Source organism: Bacillus sp. RB3, from assembly GCF_030164735.1.
Lineage (GTDB): Bacteria > Bacillota > Bacilli > Bacillales > Bacillaceae_G > Bacillus_A > Bacillus_A cereus.
The window spans coordinates 1-26,549 of the sequence record NZ_JASNGE010000001.1 but is presented as its reverse complement, the minus strand read 5'-3'; the positions used below and the strand labels follow the sequence as shown (position 1 = coordinate 26,549).

Genomic DNA, 26,549 nt, shown 5'->3' with positions numbered 1-26,549 from the left:
GCTTAATTTATTTTTATTGTTCACTAACATGAACTTTTACTGTTGCTGTTACTTGTGGATGCAATTTCACAGTAACGTTTGTATAACCTAACGCGCGGATTGCATCGTCCATTTCAAATTTACGTTTATCAAGCTTAATCTTGTGTGATTTTTGCATTGCATCTACGATTTGTTTGCTTGTGATAGAACCAAATAAACGGCCACCTTCTCCAGATTTCGCCTTTAATTCTACAGTTAATTTCTCTAAAGTCTCTTTTAACTCTTTTGCATTTTCAAGCTCTGCTGCTGCATCTTTTTCTTCTTTACGCTTTTGAGCTTCTAAAGTTTTCATACTGCTATTTGTTGCTTCAGCAGCTAATCCTTGTTTTAATAAGAAGTTATTTGCATAGCCATCTGGTACGTTTTTTACTTCTCCTTTTTTACCTTTACCTTTTACGTCTTTTAGAAAAATTACTTTCATGATTGTGTGCCTCCCTGTAAATAGTCATCAATAACAAATCGAAGCTTCTCCTCAGCTTCATCTACTGTAACATTTTTCATCTGTGTGGCTGCATTCGTCAAATGCCCGCCACCGCCTAAGTTTTCCATAATTAGCTGCACATTCACTTCACCTAAAGACCTGCTGCTAATTCCAATGAGATTCTCGCCACGTTTCGCAACAACAAATGATGCAATAATCCCTGTCATCGTTAATAACGTGTCTGCCGATTGCGCAATAAGCACTTGATCGTAGTAATCATCACTATCAACTTTAGCAATCGCAATTCCATTTTTATAAATGTACGCATTTTTTATAGCTTTTGCAACCCGTAAATACTGATCCATATCTTCCTTTAAAAGTTCTTGTACAAGTACAGTATCTGCACCATGTGAGCGTAAATAAGAAGCAGCATCAAATGTACGAGCCCCTGTCCGGAATGTGAAACTTTTCGTGTCGACAATAATACCCGCTAACAATGCCGTCGCTTCTAACATTGTCATCTTTAAATTTTTAGGTTGATACTCAAGTAATTCTGTAACCAATTCTGCTGTTGAAGAAGCATATGGTTCCATATAAACTAGCAATGGATCTTCAATAAAATCTTCTCCACGGCGATGATGATCAATAACTACTACATTTTCAATTTTATGTAACAGTTTTTGCTCCATCACCATAGAAGGTTTATGCGTATCGACAACAACAAGTAACGACTCATCATTTGCAAATTCCATCGCTTGCTCTGGAGTAATAAAACGAGACCATAACTCCTCATTTTGTTTCACTTTGTCCATCAAACGCTTAATTCCTTTATCGGAATCATTTTCATCTAACACAATATATCCTTTACGCTCATTTAATTGAGCCACTTTTAAAATACCAATCGCAGCACCAATTGCGTCCATATCGGGAGCCCTATGCCCCATAATAATGACATTACTACTTTCTAATACTAAATCCTTTAACGCATGCGAAATGACCCTAGCGCGTACACGGGTACGTTTTTCAACCGGATTTGTCTTACCTCCATAGAACTTAACTTTACCTGTCGCTTGTTTAATAGCTACTTGGTCTCCCCCACGCCCAAGCGCAAGATCTAAACCAGATTGAGCCATTGCTCCAAGCTCTGATAAAGGTAAATCACCTGATCCGACACCCACACTTAATGTAAGTGGTATATTCCTTTTAGATGTTTCTTCACGCACCTGATCTAAAATGCTAAATTTCCCTTTTTCCATCTGCGTCAAAATACTTTCATTTAGCACAACGAAGAATCTTTCTGAAGAGGCACGTTTTAAATACGCCCCATACTTAAGTGCCCATTCATTTAGTCGCGATGTCACAAGACTTGTTATATTCGTACGTAATTGATCATCTAATCCTTGTGTAACTTCATCATAATTATCCAAATAGATGACAGCTAAAACAGTCCTTTGATCCTCGTACATCTTTTCGATTTCTGTTTGTTCCGTTACATCAAAGAAATAAATTAACTTTTCTTCTTTCCTTACAAAAACGCGAAACTTTCGATTATTTAAAGAGACTATATCATCAGAAGTTTCTCCTTTAATGAAAAGAAGTAATGTTTCTGATACATCGTAAAGGTGCCATCCAGCTAATGCATGCTGTCCCAGACATGAAGATAAATAAGGATTTGCCCAATCAATCCCATAATCCTTATTGTATAACAAAATACCAATCGGCATTTGGTTAAATGCTTCATTACTTACTTTCTTTACTCTTGTAATCATATCTGTCGTATGCTTTTCGAAATTCCTTTGAAAATTAAGTTCAAATCGTATAACGATAAAGAATACGATACAAAAAATGACAAAAGCAGCTATCCCCATAATTAAATGAAAATAACAGAGAATTGAAATGAGCACAAACACAAAAAATGCCAATACATAAACAGGATATAAAAACCACTGTTTCTTATCAAATTCAGGCATGTATACAACTCCTATAAAGTAAAACTAACTCACCTTCCAGTTAGTTAAACAGATTAAAATAGTATAAGGAATATTATTTTATCCCCCTATTTTAGAACGCAATGAAATCCCTAAGTCAATTATACCTAAGATTGTCACAAGAGGAAACAGCATCGGAATAAACATGCATGCAATAAAACTAATAATAGGAACCCCTTTAGTAAAACCTTTTCTATACGCTAAAAAGGCGATAAATGTCAGACCTTGCAGTACAAGCAATAGTGCAAATATGACATTTAGGTTGGAAAATACCATATGTAAATATGATGTTGGTTCTACTTTTATAAAAGTTGCTAACAAAATAAATATAACGTAATACCAAATGATACTCTTTGGTAATTGTATATCTTTAAATTTAGGCCAAGATATAACGTCATGTTTTAACTTTTTCAAAACACTACCTGATATTATCACTGTAATCCAAGAAAAACATACTGAAACTAGCACAAGTATACTCGGAAGTAACGATTGTAATATATCATTCATTTGTGCAAGTAACTCTTTTTGTTCCTTACTAATCGGCATACCTGTAGCACTTACTATCTTTTCGCTTTTCGCCATACTTTCACTAAATATACTTTGCATTTGCTTCATTATATCTATGTTAAAAAACTTTATACTCGCAACATAAATAAGTACAAAACCAATTAAGTATGCAAGCGTCCCAGCTATTAAGATTTCCACTGGCTTTTTTCTTGTTTTATACATATATCCTAAAACAATCCCTATCAATCCAAACATAATTGTCTTCACTAAATTCATCGGTTGACTCACAATAACAGTAACAAAAAGTGCCGCTACAAAAACCACGAGCACATTAGATAGTTTATGTCTTATCATTAATAGTATAAATGGTAACGGCAACGCAAAAGTTACAACTGTACCCAAAATCGGAACATACATAGATATAAGCAATAACATTGCATATATAGCCAACAACGCGGCACCTTCAGTAATAAATCTTGCTTGTTTCACATTTTAACCTCTCTTTCAAAAAAGAAAAGCATAGCAAAATGCACAGTAGAGTCCGACTCTACTGTGCATTTCATACGCTATTATTCACCAACATATGGTAAAAGTGCCATTTGACGAGCACGTTTAATTGCAACTGTAAGTTTACGTTGGTATTTCGCGCTTGTTCCTGTTACACGACGAGGTAAAATTTTACCACGCTCAGAAACGAAACGTTTTAATAAATCAACATCTTTATAGTCAATGCGAGTGATGCCGTTAGCTGTGAAGAAACACACCTTACGACGTTTCGCACGTCCACCTTTGCGTCCTGCCATGTCTATTTCCCTCCATTCTTTGTTAAAACTAACAAATTTACTGTATTAGAACGGTAAATCGTCGTCGGAAATGTCGATCGGTTGACCTACATTTGAAAATGGATCGTCATTCTTCGTAAATCCAGAGTTACCTTGGTTACCTGAATTACTAGATTGACCAAATGGGTTAGAGCCTTGGTTACCGAAACCAGCTCCTGATGGTTGCTGATTAAATGAACCACGTTGCTCCCCACCGCCATTACGCGGCTCTAAAAATTGCACGCTTTCCGCAAGAACTTCTGTTACGTATACACGTTTACCATCTTGTCCCTCGTAATTACGAGTTTGAAGACGTCCATCTACGCCTGCTAAGCTACCTTTTTTCAAATAATTTGCTACGTTTTCTGCTTGTTTACGCCATATTACACAATTAATAAAGTCAGCTTCACGCTCACCTTGTTGATTGGCAAATGCGCGATTCACAGCTAACGTAAAAGTAGCTACTGCAACACCATTGGGCGTGTAACGTAAGTCAGGGTCCTTAGTTAAACGACCAACGAGGATAACACGATTCATCAATCGAACCACTCTCCCTTATATATCAATTATTTTTCTTCTTCTTTAACAACGATATGACGAAGGATGTCTTCGTTGATCTTAGCTAAACGGTCGAATTCGTTAATCGCTTCTGCGTTAGATTTCACGTTTAAGATCATGTAGAAACCTTCACGTAAGTCGTTGATTTCGTAAGCTAAACGACGCTTACCCCACTCTTTCGTGTTAATGATTTCTGCACCATTGTTTGTTAAAACACCTGCAAAACGTTCAACTAAAGCTTTTTGAGCTTCTTCTTCAACGCCAGGACGAATGATGTACATAATTTCGTACTTTCTCATTACACTTTCACCTCCTTTTGGTCTAAACGGCCCGTAATGGGCAAGGAGCAATTAATTTATAGTAATTACTCACGAGTTTAGATTATATCATAGTAAGTTATATGAATCAACTCACCAATACATAAAAAACTTGGCAAACATATAATATATTTGCCAAGCTCATATCTTTATTTTTCCTAGGAAATATTAAATTAAACGTTAAAACGGAAGTGCATAACATCTCCGTCTTTTACGATATATTCTTTTCCTTCTAAACGTACTTTTCCAGCTTCTTTTGCAGCTGTCATAGAACCGTTTGTCATTAAGTCATCGTAAGAAACTGTTTCTGCACGAATAAATCCACGCTCAAAGTCTGTATGAATAACACCAGCACATTGCGGTGCCTTCATTCCTTGTTTAAATGTCCAAGCACGTACTTCTTGAACGCCAGCTGTAAAGTAAGTAGCAAGTCCTAATAGGTCATATGCTGCACGAATTAATTGATCTAAACCAGACTCTTCAATTCCTAATTCTTCAAGGAATACTTTTTTCTCTTCTTCGTCTAATTCAGCGATTTCTGATTCGATTTTTGCACATACAACGATTACTTGAGAATTTTCATTTGCTGCAAATTCTTTTACCATTTGTACGTATTTATTTTCCGAAGGATCGATAACATCGTCTTCACTTACATTCGCTACGTATAACATTTCTTTTGTTGTAAGTAAATGAAGGCCTTTAACAACCTTCATCTGCTCTTCTGTAAATTCAACAGTACGAGCTGGTTTTCCCTCTTCAAAAGCTTCTTTTAAACGAACTAAAATTTCATGCTCATATACCGCTTCTTTATCTTTTTGTCTTGCTAATTTCGCAACACGCTCGATACGCTTATCAACAGACTCTAAGTCCGCTAAAATTAGCTCTAAATTGATTGTTTCAATATCATCAATTGGATCTACTTTCCCTGAAACGTGCGTAATATTTTCGTCTTCAAAACAACGAACAACTTGGCAAATTGCATCTACTTGACGAATGTGAGATAAGAATTTATTTCCTAAACCTTCACCTTTACTAGCACCTTTTACAATACCTGCAATATCAGTAAACTCGAATACAGTCGGAACAGTCTTTTTCGGTTCTACTAATTCCGTTAATTTATTTAAACGCTCATCTGGTACTTCTACAATCCCTACGTTTGGATCAATTGTACAGAATGGATAGTTCGCAGATTCTGCTCCTGCTTGTGTAATTGCATTAAATAAAGTGGACTTCCCTACGTTAGGTAATCCAACAATCCCAGCCGTTAATCCCATATTTTTCACTCCTATGTCTCAATCTTTCATCATTATAGATAGTAACGAAAAAAATGACAAGTTTCCGCCAAACGAAAAAAAGTAACAGTTACCTACTATAACTGTTACTCTCCCTCTATTCTTCGTGCTTCACAAGTATTTTTTTCACCTTACGATCAAACTCTCTTCGAGGAATCATTACTGAATGGTCACACCCCTCGCACTTAATGCGGATATCCATTCCCATACGAATAATTTTCCAACGATTCTCGCCACATGGATGGGCTTTCTTCATTTCCACAACATCATACAAGTTATATTCCTTTTGCTCCACTCTCCAAACTCCTCTCCATACTAAATTGCTTTTCCACTAACTAATTCTTCACGATTATATAAAACCATACGTGGATATGGAATTTCAATTCCATGTAAATCAAGACGATTTTTAATCTCTTTACGAAGTGCCCTTGCAATAACTGCATGTTGCATCGGTTCTACTTCAGCAATAACACGTAATATAACTTCTGATGCAGCTAATGTTTGCACACCTAATAATTGAGGTGTTGTTACCATTTTTTCGTACTTTGAAGGTAATTCTACTAATAAATCTTCAATAACTTGCTCTGCTTTCGCAATATCAGCCTCATATGAAATAGATACATCAACAAACGCTACACTATTACTAACTGAGTAGTTAGTAACTTGAACAATACTTCCATTTGGTAAAGTATGAATTTCACCTGTCCAACTCTTTACTTTCGTTGTACGAAGTCCAATTTCTAAAACGACTCCTTCAAATTGACCGATTTTAACATAATCGCCAACCGAAAACTGATCTTCTAACAAAATAAATAAACCTGTAATAACATCTTTCACTAAACTTTGAGCACCAAATCCGACTGCTAAACCAATTACCCCAGCACCCGCTAATAAACCTGATGCATTAATATCAAACACACCTAAAATCGCAATTAGCATAATGAACATAACAACGTACGCTACAATATTTTCAAGTAATTTCGCTACTGTAACTGTACGACGTTCTGAAATTTGAATTGGAGAACGACTTCCCATGCGAAACGCATTTCGTACAACCGCTCTTGCAATTCGCACAACAACTGCACCAATTGTTAAAATAATACATATTTTTAATGTCGCAACTCCAATATGAGCCCAACGATCAGCATCTAATAAATACTGTTTCATAGAATTAAACCACTTCGCTAATAAATCCATGTACCTCTACCTCTCTAGCTAAAATTTCTTTTTAGTTACCCTTATTATTGTATCAGAAGTCCCCTAATTGCTGAAAAAATTTTATGATTTTAATCCTATTTTATCCCCGACATCCAGGTATAAAATGGAACGAATATATATATACTAGTACTATTATTTCCGTTTTCATTCACATTTTGCAAAAATTACGCACTTATAACTTTCCATTTTCCTCACCATATAACATATATTGAAAATTTATTAAAAGGATGGGTGCTTCATGAATATTGGAAGTTTTCGCTTACCATTTTTTGAGAAAGAAACTCAAAACGTTATGCACCAAGATCTAGAAGCCTCCGAGATAATCAGTAATTTCTTACTTACCCATATTCCTATTAAAACTAATATACCACTCATTCTCGTTTGTATCGGCACAGATCGCTCTACAGGTGACGCACTCGGCCCATTAGTTGGTACAAAACTTGAACAAATAGACATCCAAAACCTCCAAGTATTCGGTACACTAGATGAGCCAGTACATGCGCTAAATTTAGAAGAGAAAATTCAGAATATACAGAAAGAATATCCTACTGCATTTATAATTGCTGTTGATGCATGTTTAGGAAAGTCCCAAAATATCGGATCAATCACTACTGGAAAGGGACCTAGTAAACCTGGAGCTGCTATGAATAAGAAATTACCTGCAGTTGGTGATTTGCACATACACGGTATCGTCAATCTAAATGGGTTTATGGAGTTTTTCGTTCTTCAAAATACAAGATTAAGTTTAGTCATGAAAATGGCTGATGTAATCGCACAAAGTATAAAAGAGACGGATCAAAAATTATCCGCATTAAAAAAAGCAAACCATCTATAAATAATAAGATGGTTTGCTTTTTAATTTTTCTGTGCTAATAGTTCTAAAATACGATTTAAATCTTCTTTATTAAAAAATTCAATTTCGATTTTACCTTTTTCTTTTTTCGTCTCTTTAATTTTCACATCTGTGCCAAACTTTTCTCTTAAGAACGTTTCACGTTCTACGAAAAATATATTTCGCTCTTTTTTCACTTTTTTTGTTTCACGTGAAACGTGTTGATTAATCTCTTGGACGATTTTCTCTAATTGACGAACATTTAATCCTTCTTTTTCAATGCGTTTCAATAAGGACTTCAATTGTTCTTCATCTTTTATCGTAAGTAAAGTTCTCCCATGAGCCATTGAAAGTTGACCATTTGCAATCATATCTTGTACGAAAGAAGGTAGGCTTAATAACCTAGTATAATTTGCAATGTAAGGTCTGCTTTTACCAAGACGTTTCGCTAATTGTTCTTGCGTTACATTTAGCTCATTCATTAACATCTGGTATGCCATTGCCTCTTCCATAGGATTTAAATCTTCTCGTTGTAAGTTTTCTAACAAAGCAAATTCCATCATTTGCTGTTCATTTAATTGTCTTACAACCGCAGGTACTTTTTCTAAACCAGCCTCTTTCGCAGCACGAAATCGTCTTTCACCTGCAACAATTTCATATCCTTTAATGCTCTTCCTAGCAATTAATGGTTGTAGAATACCGTGTTCCTTAATCGAAATTGCTAATTCCTGAATCGCCTCTTTATTAAAGTGTTTACGCGGTTGATATGGATTCGGCCTTAATTCAGTTACAAGAATCTCCTGAATTGTTTCCTCTTCTTTCACATCTAAATCAGGAAAAAACACATTAATTCCTCTTCCTAATCCTTTAGCCACCTGCAATCACTTCCTCTGCTAAATCTATATATACTTCTGCTCCTCTTGATTTAGCGTCATACTGCATAATAGGTTTCCCATGACTTGGAGCCTCGCTCAAGCGTACATTACGCGGAATAATCGAGCGATATACTTTATCCCTAAAATACTTTTTCACTTCATCTATAACTTGGATTCCTAAATTTGTACGGGCATCCAACATTGTTAACAATACACCTTGAATTGCTAAATTTTTATTTAAATGTTTTTGTACAAGTCGAACTGTATTTAATAGCTGACTTAACCCTTCTAGTGCGTAATATTCACACTGTACAGGAATAATAACAGAATCTGCTGCTGTTAATGCATTAATCGTTAATAACCCTAAAGATGGGGGACAGTCGATAATAATATAGTCATATTCATCACGAACTGGCTGTAATGCTCTTTGCAAACGTACTTCCCGGGAAATAGTCGGTACCAATTCAATTTCAGCACCAGCTAATTGAATTGTAGCGGGTAGAACATCTAAGTTTTCAGTTGCGGTTTTCTGTATAACCCCTTGAACATCTGCATCTTCCACAAGAACGTTGTAAATACATTGATCTAATTCAGATTTTTCAATTCCCACACCAGTCGTTGCATTTCCTTGAGCATCAATATCTACAAGAAGGACTTTTTTACCTACTTGCGCCAATCCAGCCCCTAAATTAACAGATGTTGTTGTTTTTCCAACACCGCCTTTTTGATTAGCAATAGCAATGATTTTTCCCATGATGTCACCTACTTTCAACCTTTCTATCTTATTCTAGTAACAATTACGTTTATTGTAACATGAAATAAAACTTTTTCTTTTACGTCCTTTATTAAACTTCAAAATTTATTTCTAAACTCCTTCTTCATTTAACAAGAAAATATAGTAAAAGAGACCTCTCCAATAGGATAAGGTCTCTAGCACGTCATTATTATTTTTTCTTTGGAATTTTAATTGTAATTTGATAGTACTCATCAAATTCTTCTTCCTCAGAATTAACATTCAAACCACTTTCAGTAACCATTTGTAAAGATTGTCTAATTGTATTCATAGCAATCCTCGTATCTCGACTTACTGCTTTTTGCTTTGCCTTACGCTTCGGTTTCGCTTCCTCTAGTAACTTCGCAATTCGTTCTTCTGTTTGCTTTACATTTAGTTGTTTCTCCACAATTTCCTGTAAAACTTTCAGTTGTAATTCCTCATTTTTTAAAGGAATGAGAGCGCGGGCATGACGTTCTGTAATGCTTTTTTCTAATAATGCACTTTTTATTTCTTCAGGCAACTTTAACAATCGCAACTTATTTGCGATTGTAGATTGTCCTTTTCCAAGTCGTTGTGCCAATGCTTCTTGTGTTAAATTATGTAACTCAATCAGCTTTTGATATGCCACAGCTTCCTCGATTGCCGTTAGTTCCTCACGTTGCAAGTTTTCAATTAAAGCTACAGAAGCTGTCTCTGTATCATTTAAGTTCTTTATAATTGCAGGAACCTTTTCCCAACCTAACTTTGTTGCCGCGCGAAAACGTCTTTCTCCAGCAATAATCTCGTACTTATCATCCTCATATTGCCTTACAACAATCGGCTGAATAAGTCCATGTGTACGAATTGTTAATGCTAGCTCATCAATACGTGCATCATCAAAAACTGTTCTTGGTTGATAACGGTTAGGGGTAATATTTACTATCGGAATTTCTTGTATTTCTTCATATACCTTTTTATCTATCTCTTCATGGCTTTCGTCTTGTAATTCGAATTCGCTCTCTTTATCTCCAAAGCCAAATAAACGAGAAAACGTATTTTTCATACATATTCCACCACCTTTTAGGCCTATTGACTATTCTCCATAAAATGTTTCCTATGAAACATTTACGTTTTCATTTATATAATTTAATCTTACGTCTAATAAGATTTATTTTTCAATAGGTAATTTATTGGGTGTTCCCGGTTTGCGTGGATATTTCTTTGGTGTCTTGCGCTTTTTCTCGATTAATAAAATATTACGTTCACTCTCTTCAAACGGTAATTGGAACGTAGACATCTCTTTTAACTCTCCGCCTAGCACCTCTAAAGCATACTTGCCATTTTCAATTTCTTCGTTTGCTGCTGCACCTTTCATTGCAATGAATGTTCCTCCAACTTTTACAAGCGGTAAACATAGCTCACTTAATACAGAAAGACGCGCAACTGCACGTGCCATTACAATATCGTATGATTCACGTACACCTTCTTTTTTCCCAAACGTTTCAGCACGATCGTGACAAAATGCAACATCACTTAATTCTAACTTTTGTGCTAAGTGATTTAAGAAATTAATACGTTTTTGCAACGAATCTACAATTGTTACTTTTAAATGCGGGAAACAAATTTTTAAAGGAATACTTGGGAATCCAGCCCCTGCACCAACATCGCAAATTGAGAATGGTTTTGAAAAATCATAATAAAAAGCAGCTGTAATGGAATCAAAAAAGTGTTTTAAATATACTTCTTCTTTTTCTGTAATAGCCGTTAAGTTCATTTTTTCATTCCACTCTACTAATGTTTCAAAGTAGATTTTGAACTGCTCTAACTGTCTAGAAGAGAGGGTGATTCCCTTCTCTTCTAGCATAGATTGAAATTGTTCTATGTTCATCTAGCAATATCTCCTTACTATTTATTGGTTCGATACGCGTGCAATTTTTCCTTGTTCTATATACACAAGTAAAATGGAAATATCCGCTGGATTTACGCCAGAAATACGTGAAGCCTGCCCCATTGAAAGTGGACGAACATCTTTCAATTTCTGTCTAGCTTCTGAAGCAATGCTAGAAATCGCATCATAATCAATATCTACAGGGATTTTTTTATTCTCCATTTTCTTCATACGCTCTACTTGCTGTAAAGATTTTTCAATATATCCTTCATACTTAATCTGAATTTCAACTTGTTCTTTAACTTCATCACTTAATTCTACTTCACTTGGTACTAAAAGATGAATATGCTCATATGTCATCTCTGGACGACGTAATAAGTCACTTGCACGTATTCCATCTTTCAATTCACTTCCGCCAATATTGCGAATTAATTCTTGAACTTCAGGACGTGGTTTAATAATAATGCTGCTTAAACGTTCCTTTTCCTGTTCAATTTGTAATTTTTTATTTGTAAATCGCTCATAGCGCTCTTCTTTAATTAATCCAATTTTACGACCAACTTCAGTTAAACGAAGATCAGCATTATCGTGGCGTAATAATAGACGGTATTCTGCACGAGACGTTAATAAACGATATGGTTCATTTGTACCTTTCGTTACAAGATCATCAATTAAGACGCCAATATAAGCATCCTCGCGACCTAAAACAACTTCTTCTTTACCTAAAGAACGGCATGCTGCATTAATTCCAGCCATAAGCCCTTGTCCGGCCGCCTCTTCGTAACCAGAAGTTCCATTAATTTGTCCTGCTGTATATAAATTTTTAATCTTTTTCGTTTCAAGTGTTGGCCATAGTTGTGTTGGCACGATTGCATCATATTCAATTGCATAACCTGTACGCATCATTTCAACATTTTCTAGGCCTGGAATTGTTCTAAGCATGTCACGTTGTACATCTTCTGGTAAGCTTGTGGATAAACCTTGTACATATACTTCTTGTGTATTACGCCCTTCTGGCTCTAAGAAAATTTGATGACGTGGTTTATCATTAAATCTTACTACTTTGTCTTCAATAGAAGGACAGTATCTAGGACCTGTTCCTTTAATCATACCAGAATACATAGCTGAACGATGTAAATTTTCATCTATTAAACGGTGTGTTTCTGTACTTGTATATGTCAACCAACATGGAATTTGATCCATAATAAATTTCGTTGTTTCAAAAGAGAATGCACGTGGCTTATCATCACCTGGTTGAATTTCTGTTTTACTGTAGTCAATTGTATTACTGTTTACACGAGGAGGTGTCCCTGTTTTAAATCTCACAAGATCAAATCCAAGCTCCTCTAAATGCTCAGATAATGTAATAGACGGTTGCTGGTTATTTGGACCACTTGAATATTTTAAGTCGCCCATGATAATCTCGCCGCGTAAAAATGTTCCAGTTGTAATTACAACTGTTTTTGCTGTATATTCTGCACCAGCTTGTGTAACTACCCCTTTACATACACCTTCTTCAACGATTAAACGCTCTACCATTCCTTGGAACAACGTTAAGTTTGGTGTTTCTTCAATTGTTTTCTTTAATTCATGTTGGTAAGAGAATTTATCAGCTTGCGCTCGAAGTGCACGTACGGCTGGTCCCTTACCTGTATTTAGCATACGCATTTGAATATGAGTTTTATCAATATTACGTCCCATTTCTCCGCCTAATGCATCAATTTCACGAACAACAATCCCTTTTGCTGGTCCACCAACAGAAGGGTTACATGGCATGAATGCTACCATATCCAAGTTAATTGTTAACATTAATGTTTTTGAGCCCATTCGTGCTGCCGCAAGACCAGCTTCACATCCTGCATGACCTGCACCGATTACTATGACATCGTATGAACCGGCATTGTATCCCATTGTTTATTCCTCCTAATAATCTCTATCTTTCTACAACTTCACTATATTATTTTCCTAAACAAAATTGAGAGAACAACTGGTCAATTAAGCTTTCATGCACTGTGTCCCCAGTAATTTCACCAAGTATTTCCCACGTTCTTGTTAAATCAATTTGTACCATATCAATTGGTACACCATTTTCAATCGCCTCAACTGCATCACCGATTGTTTTTCCTGCTTGTGTTAATAATCCAATATGTCTCGCATTAGAAACATATGTCATATCTGCAGAATCGATTGTTCCTTCAAAGAATAAATCAGCTATTGCCTTTTCGAGTTCATCTATTCCTTGTTCCTCAATTAAGGATGTTGTAATAACACGATTTCCCGCGGCTAACTCTGTAACACGTTCCATATCAATCGCTTGCGGTAAATCAGTCTTATTCACAATAACAATAAAGTCTTTTCCTTGTACCGCACGGAATAGATCTTCATCCTCATTTGTTAAAGCCTCGCTATAGTTGACAACAACTAATACTAAATCCGCTTGGCTCATCATTTCTTTTGAACGTTCCACACCAATTCGTTCAACAACATCTTCTGTCTCCCGAATACCGGCTGTATCTATAAGTTTAAGAGGTACACCACGCACGTTAACGTACTCTTCAATAACATCACGAGTTGTTCCTGCAATATCAGTTACAATTGCCTTTTTCTCCTGAACAAGACTATTTAATAACGATGATTTCCCAACGTTGGGTCTACCGATAATTGCTGTAGCAATACCCTCACGTAAAATTTTCCCTTGTTTTGATGTTTCTAATATTTTTTCGATTTCCGAACGAACATGCGTCGCTTTCTCAATTAAAATATTATGTGTCATCTCTTCTACATCATCGTATTCTGGATAATCTATATTTACCTCAACATGAGCTAATGTTTCTAATATTTCTTGACGCAAAAGACCAATTAATTTAGATAATCGCCCTTCCATTTGATTAATTGCTACATTCATCGCACGATCTGTTTTTGCTCGAATCAAATCCATAACAGCTTCTGCTTGTGATAAATCGATACGTCCATTTAAAAAAGCACGTTTTGTAAATTCGCCCGGTTCTGCCAATCGTACTCCTTGTGCTAGAATAAGTTGCAATACTTTATTTACTGAAACAAGTCCACCGTGACAGTTAATTTCCACTATATTTTCACGTGTAAAAGTCCTTGGTGCGCGCATAATAGACACCATAACTTCTTCAATAACTTGATTTGTATCTAAATCAACAATATGACCATAATGAATAGTGTGAGAAGGAACCTCTGTTAAATCCTTCCCCTTAAAAATACGATTAACTTTCTCAACCGCATCATCCCCACTTACTCGAACAATGGCAATTGCACCCTCTCCAAGCGCTGTGGAAATCGCAGCAATTGTATCAAATTCCATGTCCTTTCACCTCACTTGCTTATTTATCTCTATTTCAACATGATTATTTCTTTCACTAAATTATTAGGATACCATAACGAACCTATCTACAAAAGAAGAATAACTCATTTTATTATATCCCCATGTAAAAAACACTAAACTTATTCACAGTGGATAAGTTTAGTGTTTTTTAGTTATCCACATCTATTTTCCGCTCAAAAAAACCGGCACTCATTTGAGCAACCGGTCATTTAGGAGATATTACAACATGCCGATGTGGTTCATTTCCTTCAGAAGTTGTATTGATACCTTGATGATTTGATAATGCCTGATGAATAATTTTTCGTTCAAAAGATGGCATCGGTTCTAAAATAACTCTTTTTTTCGTATTAAATACTTGTTTCGCTAATCGATAAGAAAGTGATTCTAACGTACTTTTTCTTTTACTACGATAATTTTCAGCATCTAGTGTAATACCGATATACTGCTTCGTGTTACGATTTGCGACAAGTTTTGTTAAATACTGTAAAGAGTTCAATGTATTACCTCTTTTTCCAATTAAAACTCCTACATCATCACCAGAAATTGTAAATTCAATCTCGCGTCCTTTTACAATTTTACTAATTTCAACTTCCACACCCATATTGTGAATAACATTTCTTAAATATTCTTCACATTCCTGAATTGGATCTTTCTTCAATACAACTTCTACTACTGCAGGACGATTCCCAAATAAACCTAAGAACCCTCTTTTACCCTCATCGACAATATTTATATCTACTCGATCTTTTGATGTGTTTAATTGCCTTAAAGCATCCTCTACTGCCAGCTCGACTGTTTGTCCTTTAGCAGTAATTATACTCACTTGCTTGAGCCTCCAGCTTTGTTAGCCTTAATCTCTGGCCCTTTGATAAAGTACATTTGAGCAATACCAAAGATATTACCAACAACCCAGTAAAGTGATAATGCAGCTGGGAAGTTAATTGCAAAGATTAAAATCATAATCGGCATAAGCCAAATCATCATTGCCATTTGTGGATTTTGACCAGCAGTTCCTGCCATTGCAAGCTTTTGCTGAATAAATGTCGTAATCGCTGCAACAACCGGTAAGATATAGTAAGGGTCTGCCTGTCCTAAATCAAACCATAAAAATGTATGTTTACTAATTTCTGATGTTCTCATAATCGCATGATAAAATGCGAATAAAATAGGCATCTGAACAAATATTGGTAAACAACCGGCTAATGGATTTACACCATTTTTTTGATATAGCTGCATCATTTCTTGTTGTAATTTTTGCTGTGTTGCTTGGTCTTTCGAGCTATATTTCTCTTTTAACTTTACCATTTCTGGTTGTAACGCCTGCATAGCTTTCGTACTCTTCGTTTGCTTAATCATTAATGGTAATAATGCAAAACGAATAATAAGGGTCGTAATAACGATCGCTAAACCGTAATTATCACCAAGCCATGTCGCAAAATACGTGATTAACTGAGAAAGCGGGTATACGAAATATTCATTCCAAATCCCAGTGCTCTTCGATGTAATCGGCTGACCCGTTTCACTACAGCCGGTAGCAATTGCCATTAATGTAATAACCATGGCCAGTAAACCTATTTTCTTTTTCAAAGCCTGCTCCTCCTTGTTTCGGTATGTATATAGTGTAATTCATTTCCTTACGCTACTTTTTTATTCTTTTCATACCAGAGCGTTTAAAGACATGAATTAAGCTTTTCTTTACTTCTTCATATGTCATCTCTGCACAAGGCTTCCTTGCTATTATAACAAAATCTTTCCCAGAATCTATCTCATCTTTTAACTCTGTAATAGCCTGACGGACCATGCGCTTAATTCGATTACGAACTACTGCATTTCCAATTTTCTTGCTAACAGAAAGGCCGATGCGAAAGTTTGGCTGTTCTTCTTTATCTAATTGGTATACAACAAACTGACGATTCGCATTTGATTTTCCTTTTTGAAAAACCGCCTGGAATTCATCATTCTTCTTTATACGATGTTTTTTCTTCATATCAATTGACACTCCTGTATTTCATCAGCGGAAATTCACTATTATTAGAAAAAAAGACCACTGAACGATCAGTGGTCTACGCAGATAATACTTTTCTTCCTTTACGACGACGAGCTGCTAGCACTTTACGTCCGTTCGCTGTGCTCATACGGCTGCGGAAACCATGTACTTTGCTGCGCTTACGTTTATTTGGTTGGTAAGTTCTTTTCATTATATGACACCTCCCTGAGGAATATCTGTTAAAGACAGTCCTATAAATTATAGTTAATCAACTAGGAAAATGTCAATGGTTCTAGAAATTTTCATCAAATATTCATTTTGAACCTATTCACATACTTTTACACAGTACCTATATTTCCTTGTGGATAAATGTTTTTTCACGTTTTTTATATCCACAAACTTTTTTCGCACTTTTACACAGTATATCGTGTTGTGGACAAGTTTATTCCACAAGGTATTGATTTTGTGGATAACTTTCTTAAATTCATTGCTATAGCCACTTTTTTTTGATATTATAGTTGTGTTTTCACTTTGAATAAGTTTTCCACACCTTTATTTTATCCACAGTTTGTGTATAACATGTGGACAGTTTTAATCACATGTGGGTAAATAGTTGTCCACATTTGCTTTTTTTGTCGAAAACCCTATCTCATATACAAACGACGTTTTTAGGTTTTAAAATACGTTTCGTATAAATATACATTTTATATTTATTGGGTTGTACATTTGTTGCGCAACCTTATTCTTTTACCATCTTAGTAAAGGAGGGACACCTTTGGAAAATATCTCTGATTTATGGAATAGTGCCTTAAAAGAATTAGAAAAAAAGGTAAGCAAGCCTAGTTATGAGACATGGTTAAAATCAACAACGGCTCATAACTTGAAGAAAGACGTATTAACGATTACAGCTCCAAATGAATTTGCTCGTGACTGGCTAGAATCTCATTACTCCGAACTAATTTCAGAAACACTATACGATTTAACAGGGGCAAAATTAGCAATTCGCTTTATTATTCCTCAAAGTCAAGCTGAAGAGGATATTGATCTGCCTCCAGTTAAGCCGAATCCAGCACAAGATGATTCAGCTCATTTACCACAGAGCATGTTAAATCCAAAATATACATTTGATACATTTGTTATCGGCTCTGGTAACCGTTTTGCCCATGCAGCTTCATTAGCTGTAGCCGAGGCGCCAGCTAAAGCGTATAACCCACTCTTTATTTACGGGGGAGTTGGGCTTGGAAAGACGCATTTAATGCACGCAATTGGTCATTATGTAATTGAACATAATCCAAATGCAAAAGTTGTATATTTATCATCAGAAAAATTTACAAATGAATTTATTAACTCTATTCGTGATAATAAGGCTGTTGATTTTCGTAATAAATATCGCAACGTAGATGTTTTATTGATAGATGATATTCAATTTCTTGCTGGAAAAGAACAAACTCAAGAAGAGTTTTTCCATACATTTAATGCATTACACGAAGAAAGTAAACAAATTGTAATTTCTAGTGATCGACCACCAAAAGAAATTCCGACTTTAGAAGATCGTCTTCGTTCCCGCTTTGAATGGGGGCTTATTACAGATATTACGCCGCCAGATTTAGAGACACGAATTGCGATTTTACGCAAAAAAGCAAAAGCTGAAGGGCTTGATATACCAAATGAAGTTATGCTTTATATCGCAAATCAAATTGATTCAAATATTCGTGAATTAGAAGGTGCACTTATCCGAGTTGTAGCTTATTCATCTTTAATTAATAAAGATATTAATGCTGATTTAGCAGCTGAAGCACTTAAAGATATTATTCCAAATTCTAAGCCAAAAATTATCTCTATTTATGATATTCAAAAAGCTGTCGGGGATGTTTATCAAGTGAAATTAGAAGATTTTAAAGCGAAAAAACGTACCAAATCAGTTGCGTTTCCTCGCCAAATTGCAATGTATTTATCGCGCGAGCTTACAGATTCCTCTTTACCAAAAATAGGTGAAGAATTTGGTGGACGTGATCATACAACAGTTATCCATGCCCATGAAAAAATCTCTAAACTACTAAAAACCGATACGCAATTACAAAAGCAAGTTGAAGAAATTAATGGTATTTTAAAGTAGTAGCTGAATAGTGTGAATAACTTACCTTGTTTTACGCACAGTCTATCCACATGTAGATAGACTGTTTTTACATCCTTTATAGGAGTTATCCACATATCCACAAGCCCTATTACTATTACTACTATTTTTTTATCTTTATTAATTAAATAAAATCTTATACTTACCGGAGGTTTTTCTTTATGCGTTTTACAATACAAAAAGACTATCTTGTAAGAGGTGTACAAGATGTAATGAAGGCAGTTTCTTCTCGTACAACAATCCCCATCCTTACGGGAATTAAAGTTGTAGCTACTGAAGAAGGGGTTACATTAACAGGAAGCGATGCTGATATTTCTATTGAATCGTTTATTCCAGTCGAAGAAGATGGAAAAGAAATCGTAGAAATTGCTCAATCAGGAAGCATTGTTTTACAGGCAAAATATTTTAGTGAGATTGTAAAAAAACTACCTAAAGACACTGTCGAAATTTCTGTAGAAAATCATTTTATGACAAAAATAAAATCTGGAAAATCAGAGTTTAACTTAAATGGTTTAGATTCTGCAGAATATCCGTTATTGCCACAGATTGAAGAACATCATGTATTTAAGATACCAACAGATTTACTTAAGCATATGATCAGACAAACTGTATTTGCAGTTTCTACTTCTGAAACAAGACCGATCTTGACAGGTGTAAACTGGAAGGTATATAACAGCGAGTTAACTTGTATTGCAACAGATAGTCATAGACTGGCACTTCGAAAAGCAAAAATTGAAGGACATAACATTGCAGATGAATTCCAAGCTAATGTTGTTATTCCAGGTAAGAGCTTAAATGAATTAAGTAAAATTTTAGATGAGTCTGAAGAAATGGTAGATATCGTTATTACGGAGTATCAAGTATTATTCCGTACAAAACATTTATTATTCTTCTCAAGATTGTTAGAAGGAAATTATCCTGATACGACACGTTTAATTCCAGCAGAGAGTAAAACGGATATTTTTGTAAATACAAAAGAATTCCTACAAGCAATTGATCGTGCTTCACTATTAGCAAGAGATGGCCGCAATAACGTTGTTAAATTATCAACTTTAGAGCAAGAAATGCTAGAGATTTCTTCGAATTCACCAGAAATCGGAAAAGTTGTCGAAGAAGTACAATGCGAAAAAGTAGATGGAGAAGAGTTAAAAATATCTTTTAGTGCAAAATATATGATGGATGCATTAAAAGCTTTGGATAGTACAGAGATTAAAGTTAGCTTTACTGGGGCAATGAGACCGTTCTTAATTCGTACAGTAAATGATGATTCAATTATTCAATTAATTTTACCGGTTCGTACTTACTAGGTAAGGAATAAGGGTTGCTAGTTTAAAGATGCTAGTGGCCCTTATTTGATTTTTGGGTATTACTTTCCTAATGCTAGTTTATTTAGTACAATGAAAGAATGAACACTTTCAGAAAGTGAGCGATTTTATGAAACGTATTAAAATTTCAACAGAGTATATTACACTAGGACAATTTTTAAAGTTAGCTGATGTAATTGATACAGGTGGCGCTGTAAAATGGTTTTTACAAGAATATGAAGTGTACGTGAACAACGAACTTGAAAATAGAAGAGGTCGCAAACTATATGCGAATGATGTTATTGAAATTCCAGGAAGCGGAACTTTCCAAGTTCAGGCATAAAGGGGGAGCCCTTTGTTTATTTCAGAAATACAATTAAAAAACTATCGCAATTATGAAAAATTAGAGCTTTCCTTTGAAGATAAGGTAAATGTAATTATCGGCGAAAATGCACAAGGGAAAACAAATTTGATGGAAGCTATTTATGTTTTAGCGATGGCGAAATCTCATAGAACCTCTAATGATCGCGAACTTATCCGCTGGGATGAAGATTTTGGTCAAATAAAGGGGAAATTACAAAAAAGAAACAGTTCTTTGTCTTTGGAATTAAATATTTCGAAAAAAGGTAAAAAGGCAAAATTAAATCAACTTGAACAACAAAAGTTAAGTCAATATATTGGCGTGATGAACGTTGTCATGTTTGCCCCAGAAGATTTAAATCTTGTAAAAGGAAGCCCTCAAGTAAGAAGACGCTTTTTAGATATGGAATTAGGACAAATAGCTCCTGTATATTTGTATGAATTAAGTCAATATCAAAAGGTGCTCACGCAACGAAATCACTTGTTGAAAAAAATGCAAGGGAATAGTAAGAATGAGGAAACGATGTTGGATGTATTTACACTTCAACTAATTGAGCATGGTGCGAAAATACTGCAAAAACGTTTTGAATTTTTGCATTTGCTACAGGAATGGGCAGCTCCAATTCATCGAGGTATAAGCCGTGGATTAGAAGAGTTAGAAATTGTCTATAAACCAAGTGTAGATGTATCAGAATCAATGGATTTGTCGAAAATAAAAGAAGTATACTATGAAAGTTTTCAATCTGTGAAACAACGTGAAATTTTCCGTGGTACGACTTTAATCGGTCCTCATCGTGACGATTTACAATTCTTCGTTAATAGTAAAAATGTTCAAGTCTTTGGTTCGCAAGGACAACAACGAACAACCGCACTATCCCTAAAATTAGCTGAAATTGAATTGATTTATTCAGAGGTTAAAGAATATCCAATCCTTTTGTTGGATGATGTTTTATCAGAATTAGATGATTATCGTCAATCACATCTTTTAAATACAATTCAAGGAAAAGTGCAAACATTTGTTACAACGACGAGTGTCGACGGAATTGAACACGAAACATTAAAAGAAGCGAAAACAATTCATGTAACGAACGGCACTGTAGATTGTGAAATAGATAGGGAATAACCCCTGTTTAAATGGAAAAGTAGGTGATCTTTGTGTCAATGGAACAAAAGCAAATGCAAGAAAATGCATATGATGAAAGTCAGATACAGGTGCTTGAAGGACTAGAGGCAGTTCGGAAACGCCCTGGTATGTATATTGGATCTACAAGTGGAAAAGGGCTTCACCATCTTGTGTGGGAAATCGTAGATAATAGTATTGATGAAGCACTTGCAGGTTATTGTGATGAAATTAATGTTAGTATCGAAGAAGATAATAGTATTCGTGTAACGGATAATGGGCGTGGTATTCCGGTTGGTATACAAGAAAAAATGGGACGTCCAGCTGTAGAAGTTATTATGACTGTTCTCCACGCCGGTGGTAAATTTGGCGGTGGCGGTTATAAAGTTTCTGGTGGTTTACATGGTGTTGGGGCATCGGTTGTAAATGCTCTATCAACAGAATTAGAAGTATTTGTACATCGTGAAGGTAAAATCCATTACCAAAAATACGAAAGAGGTATTCCGGTTGCGGATTTAAAAGTCATTGGTGACACAGATCAAACAGGAACAATAACTCGATTTAAACCAGATCCGGAAATTTTCCAAGAAACAACAGTATACGATTTTGATACGCTAGCAACTCGTATGCGTGAATTAGCGTTTTTAAATCGTAATATTAAATTAACAATTGAAGATAAACGTGAACATAAGCAAAAGAAAGAATTCCATTACGAAGGTGGAATTAAATCATACGTTGAGCATTTAAATCGCTCAAAACAACCGATTCATGAAGAGCCTGTGTACGTAGAAGGTTCAAAAGATGGTATTCAGGTTGAGGTTTCTCTTCAATATAACGAGGGATACACAAATAATATTTACTCATTTACGAATAACATCCATACGTATGAAGGTGGTACACATGAGGTAGGTTTTAAAACAGCTTTAACTCGTGTAATCAACGACTATGGTCGTAAAAATAGCATTTTAAAAGATGCGGACAGTAATTTAACTGGCGAGGATGTTCGTGAAGGTTTAACAGCAATTGTATCAATTAAGCATCCAAATCCACAATTTGAAGGACAAACGAAGACAAAACTTGGGAATAGTGAAGCGAGAACAATTACAGAGTCTGTATTCTCAGAGGCGTTTGAAAAGTTCTTACTAGAAAATCCTAATGTAGCGCGAAAAATTGTAGAAAAAGGTACGATGGCTGCACGTGCACGTGTAGCTGCGAAAAAAGCGCGTGAATTGACACGTCGAAAGAGTGCGTTAGAAGTTTCAAGTTTACCTGGTAAATTAGCTGATTGCTCTTCGAAAGATCCAGCAATTAGTGAAATTTACATCGTAGAGGGTGACTCTGCGGGTGGATCTGCAAAACAAGGACGCGATCGTCATTTCCAAGCAATTTTACCGCTGAAGGGTAAAATTATTAATGTGGAAAAGGCACGCTTAGATAAGATTTTATCAAATGATGAAGTTCGTACAATTATTACGGCGATTGGTACAAATATTGGTGGAGACTTCGATATTGAAAAAGCACGCTATCATAAGGTTATTATTATGACCGATGCCGATGTTGATGGTGCACATATTCGTACCCTATTATTAACGTTCTTCTATCGTTATATGCGTCAAATAATTGAGTGTGGTTATATCTATATTGCACAGCCGCCGTTGTTTAAAATACAACAAGGTAAAAAAATTCAATATGCTTACAACGATAAGGAACTTGAAAAAATCTTAGCAGAATTACCGGCCCAACCTAAGCCAGGGATTCAGCGTTATAAAGGTCTAGGGGAAATGAATCCAACTCAGCTATGGGAGACGACAATGGATCCAGAAGTACGTTCATTACTTCAAGTTTCCCTTCAAGATGCAATTGAAGCAGACGAAACATTTGAAATTTTAATGGGAGATAAAGTAGAGCCACGTCGTAACTTTATCCAAGAGAATGCAAAATACGTGAAGAACCTTGATATTTAAATGAGTAATGACGGGAATCTAAGTATTCCTGTCTTCTACATATAAATCAATGTATGTGTAACGGAAATGTAAGAGGAGGTGCTCGTTGATGTCAGACAATCAACAACAAGCACGAATTCGAGAAATTAATATTAGTCATGAAATGCGTACCTCATTTTTAGATTACGCAATGAGTGTTATCGTATCTCGTGCATTACCAGATGTTCGTGATGGATTAAAACCTGTGCATCGTAGGGTTTTATATGCGATGAATGATTTAGGAATTACAGCTGATAAAGCGTATAAGAAATCAGCACGTATTGTCGGTGAAGTAATCGGTAAGTATCACCCTCATGGTGATTCAGCCGTTTATGAAACAATGGTACGTATGGCGCAAGATTTTAGTCAACGTTATATGCTTGTAGATGGGCATGGTAACTTCGGTTCTGTAGATGGAGATTCAGCAGCTGCAATGCGTTATACAGAGGCAAGAATGTCTAAGATTTCTATGGAATTAATACGTGATATTTCAAAAAATACAATTGATTATCAAGATAACTATGATGGTTCCGAAAGAGAACCGATAGTACTACCAGCGCGTTTCCCTAATTTATTAGTAAACGGTACAACAGGTATTGCTGTTGGTATGGCAACAAATATACCGCCGCATCAGCTTGGCGAAGTAATTGATGGTGTGCTGGCATTAAGTCATAATCCTGATATTACTATCGCGGAATTAATGGAATACATTCCCGGTCCAGACTTTCCGACGGCAGGTTTAATTTTAGGAAGAAGTGGAATTCGAAGAGCTTATGAAACAGGTCGCGGTTCCATTATGCTTCGTGCTAAGGTTGAAATTGAAGAGAAGTCAAACGGTAAACAATCTATTATCGTAACTGAACTACCTTATCAAGTTAATAAGGCACGATTAATTGAAAAAATCGCAGAATTAGTTCGCGATAAGAAAATTGAAGGTATTACAGATTTACGTGATGAATCAGATCGTAATGGTATGCGTATTGTCATGGAAGTACGTCGTGATGCTAATGCAAACGTACTATTAAACAATCTATATAAACATACAGCGCTTCAAACAAGTTTCGGTATTAATATGTTGTCTCTTGTAAATGGGGAGCCACAAGTACTAAATTTAAAACAAAATCTATATCATTATTTAGAGCATCAGAAGGTAGTAATTCGTAGACGTACTGCTTATGAATTAGAAAAAGCAGAAGCACGTGCTCATATTTTAGAAGGATTACGAATTGCTTTAGATCATCTTGATGAAGTTATTACGTTAATTCGTAGTTCAAAAACGGCAGATATTGCCAAGCAAGGCTTAATGGAACGTTTTGGTTTAAGTGAGAAACAAGCGCAAGCGATTTTAGATATGCGTCTGCAACGCTTAACTGGATTAGAACGTGAAAAAATTGAGCAAGAATATCAAGACTTAATGAAGTTAATTGCTGAATTAAAAGCGATTTTAGCAGATGAAGAAAAAGTTCTTGAGATTATTCGTGAAGAATTAACAGAAGTAAAAGAGCGTTTCAATGATAAGAGACGAACAGAAATTACAATTGGCGGTATGGAATTTATTGAAGATGAAGATTTAATTCCTGAACAAAACATTGCGATTACGTTAACTCATAACGGTTATATTAAGAGGTTACCAGCTTCTACGTACAAAACACAGAACCGTGGGGGACGTGGTGTGCAAGGAATGGGTACGAATGATGATGACTTTGTTGAACATTTATTAACAACGTCTACTCATGATCATATTTTATTCTTTACAAACAAGGGTAAAGTATACCGTACGAAAGGATATGAAATTCCAGAGTATAGTCGTACTGCAAAAGGACTACCAATTATTAACCTATTAGGGGTAGATAAGGGTGAGTGGATTAACGCTATTATTCCGATTCGTGAATTTGGTGACGATCAGTTCTTATTCTTTACGACAAAACAAGGGGTTTCTAAGAGAACGCCACTTTCATCATTTGCAAATATACGTACAAATGGTTTAATTGCAATTTCTCTTCGTGAAGAGGATGAGGTAATATCTGTACGTTTAACATCGGGTGATAAGGATATTATTGTCGGGACAAGTAACGGTATGCTAATTCGTTTCAATGAACAAGATGTTCGTTCTATGGGACGTAATGCTGCAGGTGTTAAAGCTATTACGTTGGGCGATGAAGACCAAGTTGTAGGTATGGAAATTGTCGAAGAGGATGTAAATGTTCTAATTGTAACGAAAAATGGTTACGGAAAGCGTACACCGATTGATGAATACCGTCTGCAAAGCCGCGGTGGTAAAGGTCTGAAAACTTGTAACATTACAGATAAGAACGGTAAATTAGTAGCTGTTAAATCTGTTACAGGTGAAGAAGATATTATGTTAATTACAGCGGCAGGCGTTATTATTCGTATGCCGGTTGATCAAATCTCCCAAATGGGACGTAATACACAAGGTGTTCGTCTAATTCGATTAGAGGAAGACCAAGAGGTAGCGACGGTAGCAAAAGCACAAAAAGATGAAGAGGAAGAAACGAGTGAAGAGGTTTCTTCAGAAGAATAAGAGAGGGGATTTTCCCTCTCTTTATTTTTTTATAATAATACTTGCATAGGGAAGAGAAAGCCTATATAATAGGCAGAGTCAGCAAATGAGAGATACAACTTATCGAAAAAACTTGTTGACGAAAATAATATACTATGATATATTATAAAAGTCGCTGAAACGCGATGTTGAACTTTGAAAACTAAACGAAACAAACAACGTGAAACGTCAATTTTTATTTTAGATGCTAGACAAACTAACTTTATTGGAGAGTTT

At 35.5% G+C, this 26,549-nt stretch carries 26 protein-coding genes; 7 read left to right on the top strand and 19 right to left on the bottom strand.

Annotated elements, in window-relative coordinates; genetic code table 11:
- Positions 1-13: 13 nt before the first annotated feature.
- From rplI to QO049_RS00090, 9 genes are all read right to left on the bottom strand, one after another.
- Entirely contained in the window at positions 14-460 is a 447-nt protein-coding gene (gene rplI, locus QO049_RS00130; protein ID WP_000864228.1) for a 50S ribosomal protein L9, read from the bottom strand.
- The gene (locus QO049_RS00125) at positions 457-2,430 is read right to left on the bottom strand and encodes a DHH family phosphoesterase (protein WP_001113788.1); all 1,974 of its coding nucleotides are present in this window, start codon (positions 2,428-2,430) and stop codon (positions 457-459) included. Before QO049_RS00125 ends, rplI begins: the two co-directional genes overlap by 4 nt.
- Positions 2,431-2,508: 78 nt before the next feature.
- Positions 2,509-3,444, bottom strand: a complete 936-nt coding sequence (locus tag QO049_RS00120) for a YybS family protein (protein ID WP_000806422.1) — start codon at positions 3,442-3,444, stop codon at positions 2,509-2,511.
- 80 nt (positions 3,445-3,524) lie between these two features.
- Positions 3,525-3,758, bottom strand: coding sequence for a 30S ribosomal protein S18 (rpsR, locus tag QO049_RS00115; RefSeq protein ID WP_000918873.1), 234 nt, complete (start codon positions 3,756-3,758; stop codon positions 3,525-3,527).
- Positions 3,759-3,803: 45 nt separating this feature from the next.
- Entirely contained in the window at positions 3,804-4,316 is a 513-nt protein-coding gene (gene ssb, locus QO049_RS00110; RefSeq protein WP_000981966.1) for a single-stranded DNA-binding protein, read from the bottom strand.
- A gap of 26 nt (positions 4,317-4,342) precedes the next feature.
- Complete coding sequence (rpsF, locus tag QO049_RS00105; RefSeq protein ID WP_001233778.1) at positions 4,343-4,633, bottom strand: 30S ribosomal protein S6; 291 nt, start codon at positions 4,631-4,633, stop codon at positions 4,343-4,345.
- Positions 4,634-4,824: 191 nt separating this feature from the next.
- Positions 4,825-5,925, bottom strand: a complete 1,101-nt coding sequence (ychF, locus tag QO049_RS00100) for a redox-regulated ATPase YchF (RefSeq protein ID WP_000524672.1) — start codon at positions 5,923-5,925, stop codon at positions 4,825-4,827.
- Positions 5,926-6,040: 115 nt separating this feature from the next.
- Positions 6,041-6,238: a DUF951 domain-containing protein gene (locus QO049_RS00095; protein WP_000435485.1), complete on the bottom strand. Its 198-nt coding sequence runs from the start codon at positions 6,236-6,238 to the stop codon at positions 6,041-6,043.
- A gap of 20 nt (positions 6,239-6,258) precedes the next feature.
- Positions 6,259-7,140, bottom strand: a complete 882-nt coding sequence (locus QO049_RS00090; RefSeq protein WP_000364815.1) for a mechanosensitive ion channel family protein — start codon at positions 7,138-7,140, stop codon at positions 6,259-6,261.
- A 259-nt stretch (positions 7,141-7,399) separates the two neighbouring features.
- On the opposite strand from QO049_RS00090, the gene yyaC reads away from it, so the two are divergent.
- Positions 7,400-7,996, top strand: coding sequence for a spore protease YyaC (yyaC, locus tag QO049_RS00085; protein WP_001020715.1), 597 nt, complete (start codon positions 7,400-7,402; stop codon positions 7,994-7,996).
- Between the two features lie 20 nt (positions 7,997-8,016).
- On the opposite strand, the gene spo0J is transcribed toward yyaC, so the two are convergent.
- The 10 genes from spo0J to rpmH form a co-directional block, all read right to left on the bottom strand.
- Complete coding sequence (gene spo0J / locus QO049_RS00080; protein ID WP_001051829.1) at positions 8,017-8,868, bottom strand: stage 0 sporulation protein Spo0J; 852 nt, start codon at positions 8,866-8,868, stop codon at positions 8,017-8,019.
- Positions 8,861-9,622, bottom strand: coding sequence for a sporulation initiation inhibitor protein Soj (gene soj, locus QO049_RS00075; RefSeq protein WP_000516114.1), 762 nt, complete (start codon positions 9,620-9,622; stop codon positions 8,861-8,863). Before soj ends, spo0J begins: the two co-directional genes overlap by 8 nt.
- Before the next feature lie 190 nt (positions 9,623-9,812).
- Complete coding sequence (noc, locus tag QO049_RS00070; protein WP_000799016.1) at positions 9,813-10,685, bottom strand: nucleoid occlusion protein; 873 nt, start codon at positions 10,683-10,685, stop codon at positions 9,813-9,815.
- 105 nt (positions 10,686-10,790) lie between these two features.
- Entirely contained in the window at positions 10,791-11,510 is a 720-nt protein-coding gene (gene rsmG, locus QO049_RS00065; protein WP_001019628.1) for a 16S rRNA (guanine(527)-N(7))-methyltransferase RsmG, read from the bottom strand.
- Between the two features lie 21 nt (positions 11,511-11,531).
- Positions 11,532-13,421: a tRNA uridine-5-carboxymethylaminomethyl(34) synthesis enzyme MnmG gene (gene mnmG, locus QO049_RS00060; protein WP_000541055.1), complete on the bottom strand. Its 1,890-nt coding sequence runs from the start codon at positions 13,419-13,421 to the stop codon at positions 11,532-11,534.
- Between the two features lie 46 nt (positions 13,422-13,467).
- Positions 13,468-14,844 (bottom strand): tRNA uridine-5-carboxymethylaminomethyl(34) synthesis GTPase MnmE, encoded by a 1,377-nt coding sequence (mnmE, locus tag QO049_RS00055; protein WP_000393769.1) that lies wholly within the window; start codon positions 14,842-14,844, stop codon positions 13,468-13,470.
- Between the two features lie 226 nt (positions 14,845-15,070).
- Positions 15,071-15,688: an RNA-binding cell elongation regulator Jag/EloR gene (gene jag / locus QO049_RS00050; protein WP_087955266.1), complete on the bottom strand. Its 618-nt coding sequence runs from the start codon at positions 15,686-15,688 to the stop codon at positions 15,071-15,073.
- Positions 15,685-16,452, bottom strand: coding sequence for a YidC family membrane integrase SpoIIIJ (gene spoIIIJ / locus QO049_RS00045; RefSeq protein WP_000726764.1), 768 nt, complete (start codon positions 16,450-16,452; stop codon positions 15,685-15,687). Before spoIIIJ ends, jag begins: the two co-directional genes overlap by 4 nt.
- Positions 16,453-16,504: 52 nt before the next feature.
- Positions 16,505-16,852: a ribonuclease P protein component gene (rnpA, locus tag QO049_RS00040; RefSeq protein WP_000726621.1), complete on the bottom strand. Its 348-nt coding sequence runs from the start codon at positions 16,850-16,852 to the stop codon at positions 16,505-16,507.
- Between the two features lie 76 nt (positions 16,853-16,928).
- A complete protein-coding gene (gene rpmH / locus QO049_RS00035; protein ID WP_000831901.1) occupies positions 16,929-17,063 on the bottom strand; it encodes a 50S ribosomal protein L34 in 135 nt (44 codons plus the stop codon).
- 564 nt (positions 17,064-17,627) lie between these two features.
- Here rpmH and dnaA point away from each other — a divergent pair.
- The 6 genes from dnaA to gyrA all read left to right on the top strand — a co-directional run bounded on the left by dnaA (position 17,628) and on the right by gyrA (position 26,294).
- Positions 17,628-18,968 carry a chromosomal replication initiator protein DnaA gene (gene dnaA / locus QO049_RS00030; RefSeq protein WP_000428017.1) on the top strand — a complete coding sequence of 447 codons (1,341 nt, stop codon included), beginning with the start codon at positions 17,628-17,630 and terminating at the stop codon, positions 18,966-18,968.
- Between the two features lie 179 nt (positions 18,969-19,147).
- Positions 19,148-20,293, top strand: a complete 1,146-nt coding sequence (dnaN, locus tag QO049_RS00025; protein ID WP_001212884.1) for a DNA polymerase III subunit beta — start codon at positions 19,148-19,150, stop codon at positions 20,291-20,293.
- Positions 20,294-20,420: 127 nt separating this feature from the next.
- On the top strand, positions 20,421-20,633 hold the full coding sequence (gene yaaA / locus QO049_RS00020; RefSeq protein WP_000821364.1) for a S4 domain-containing protein YaaA: 213 nt from the start codon (positions 20,421-20,423) through the stop codon (positions 20,631-20,633).
- A gap of 12 nt (positions 20,634-20,645) precedes the next feature.
- Positions 20,646-21,773, top strand: coding sequence for a DNA replication/repair protein RecF (recF, locus tag QO049_RS00015; RefSeq protein WP_000470745.1), 1,128 nt, complete (start codon positions 20,646-20,648; stop codon positions 21,771-21,773).
- A gap of 38 nt (positions 21,774-21,811) precedes the next feature.
- The gene (gene gyrB / locus QO049_RS00010) at positions 21,812-23,734 is read left to right on the top strand and encodes a DNA topoisomerase (ATP-hydrolyzing) subunit B (protein WP_000435982.1); all 1,923 of its coding nucleotides are present in this window, start codon (positions 21,812-21,814) and stop codon (positions 23,732-23,734) included.
- An 88-nt stretch (positions 23,735-23,822) separates the two neighbouring features.
- A complete protein-coding gene (gyrA, locus tag QO049_RS00005; protein WP_001282864.1) occupies positions 23,823-26,294 on the top strand; it encodes a DNA gyrase subunit A in 2,472 nt (823 codons plus the stop codon).
- Positions 26,295-26,549 lie beyond the last annotated feature (255 nt).

Excerpts from the sequence above, each read along its gene's own strand:
- rplI (WP_000864228.1), bottom strand. The coding sequence starts at position 460 with ATGAAAGTAATTTTTCTAAAAGACGTAAAAGGTAAAGGTAAAAAAGGA.
- QO049_RS00125 (WP_001113788.1), bottom strand. The coding sequence starts at position 2,430 with ATGCCTGAATTTGATAAGAAACAGTGGTTTTTATATCCTGTTTATGTA.
- rpsR (WP_000918873.1), bottom strand. The coding sequence starts at position 3,758 with ATGGCAGGACGCAAAGGTGGACGTGCGAAACGTCGTAAGGTGTGTTTC.
- rpsF (WP_001233778.1), bottom strand. The coding sequence starts at position 4,633 with ATGAGAAAGTACGAAATTATGTACATCATTCGTCCTGGCGTTGAAGAA.
- ychF (WP_000524672.1), bottom strand. The coding sequence starts at position 5,925 with ATGGGATTAACGGCTGGGATTGTTGGATTACCTAACGTAGGGAAGTCC.
- QO049_RS00090 (WP_000364815.1), bottom strand. The coding sequence starts at position 7,140 with ATGGATTTATTAGCGAAGTGGTTTAATTCTATGAAACAGTATTTATTA.
- yyaC (WP_001020715.1), top strand. The coding sequence starts at position 7,400 with ATGAATATTGGAAGTTTTCGCTTACCATTTTTTGAGAAAGAAACTCAA.
- soj (WP_000516114.1), bottom strand. The coding sequence starts at position 9,622 with ATGGGAAAAATCATTGCTATTGCTAATCAAAAAGGCGGTGTTGGAAAA.
- noc (WP_000799016.1), bottom strand. The coding sequence starts at position 10,685 with ATGAAAAATACGTTTTCTCGTTTATTTGGCTTTGGAGATAAAGAGAGC.
- rsmG (WP_001019628.1), bottom strand. The coding sequence starts at position 11,510 with ATGAACATAGAACAATTTCAATCTATGCTAGAAGAGAAGGGAATCACC.
- mnmG (WP_000541055.1), bottom strand. The coding sequence starts at position 13,421 with ATGGGATACAATGCCGGTTCATACGATGTCATAGTAATCGGTGCAGGT.
- mnmE (WP_000393769.1), bottom strand. The coding sequence starts at position 14,844 with ATGGAATTTGATACAATTGCTGCGATTTCCACAGCGCTTGGAGAGGGT.
- rnpA (WP_000726621.1), bottom strand. The coding sequence starts at position 16,852 with ATGAAGAAAAAACATCGTATAAAGAAGAATGATGAATTCCAGGCGGTT.
- rpmH (WP_000831901.1), bottom strand. The coding sequence starts at position 17,063 with ATGAAAAGAACTTACCAACCAAATAAACGTAAGCGCAGCAAAGTACAT.
- dnaN (WP_001212884.1), top strand. The coding sequence starts at position 19,148 with ATGCGTTTTACAATACAAAAAGACTATCTTGTAAGAGGTGTACAAGAT.
- yaaA (WP_000821364.1), top strand. The coding sequence starts at position 20,421 with ATGAAACGTATTAAAATTTCAACAGAGTATATTACACTAGGACAATTT.
- gyrB (WP_000435982.1), top strand. The coding sequence starts at position 21,812 with ATGGAACAAAAGCAAATGCAAGAAAATGCATATGATGAAAGTCAGATA.
- gyrA (WP_001282864.1), top strand. The coding sequence starts at position 23,823 with ATGTCAGACAATCAACAACAAGCACGAATTCGAGAAATTAATATTAGT.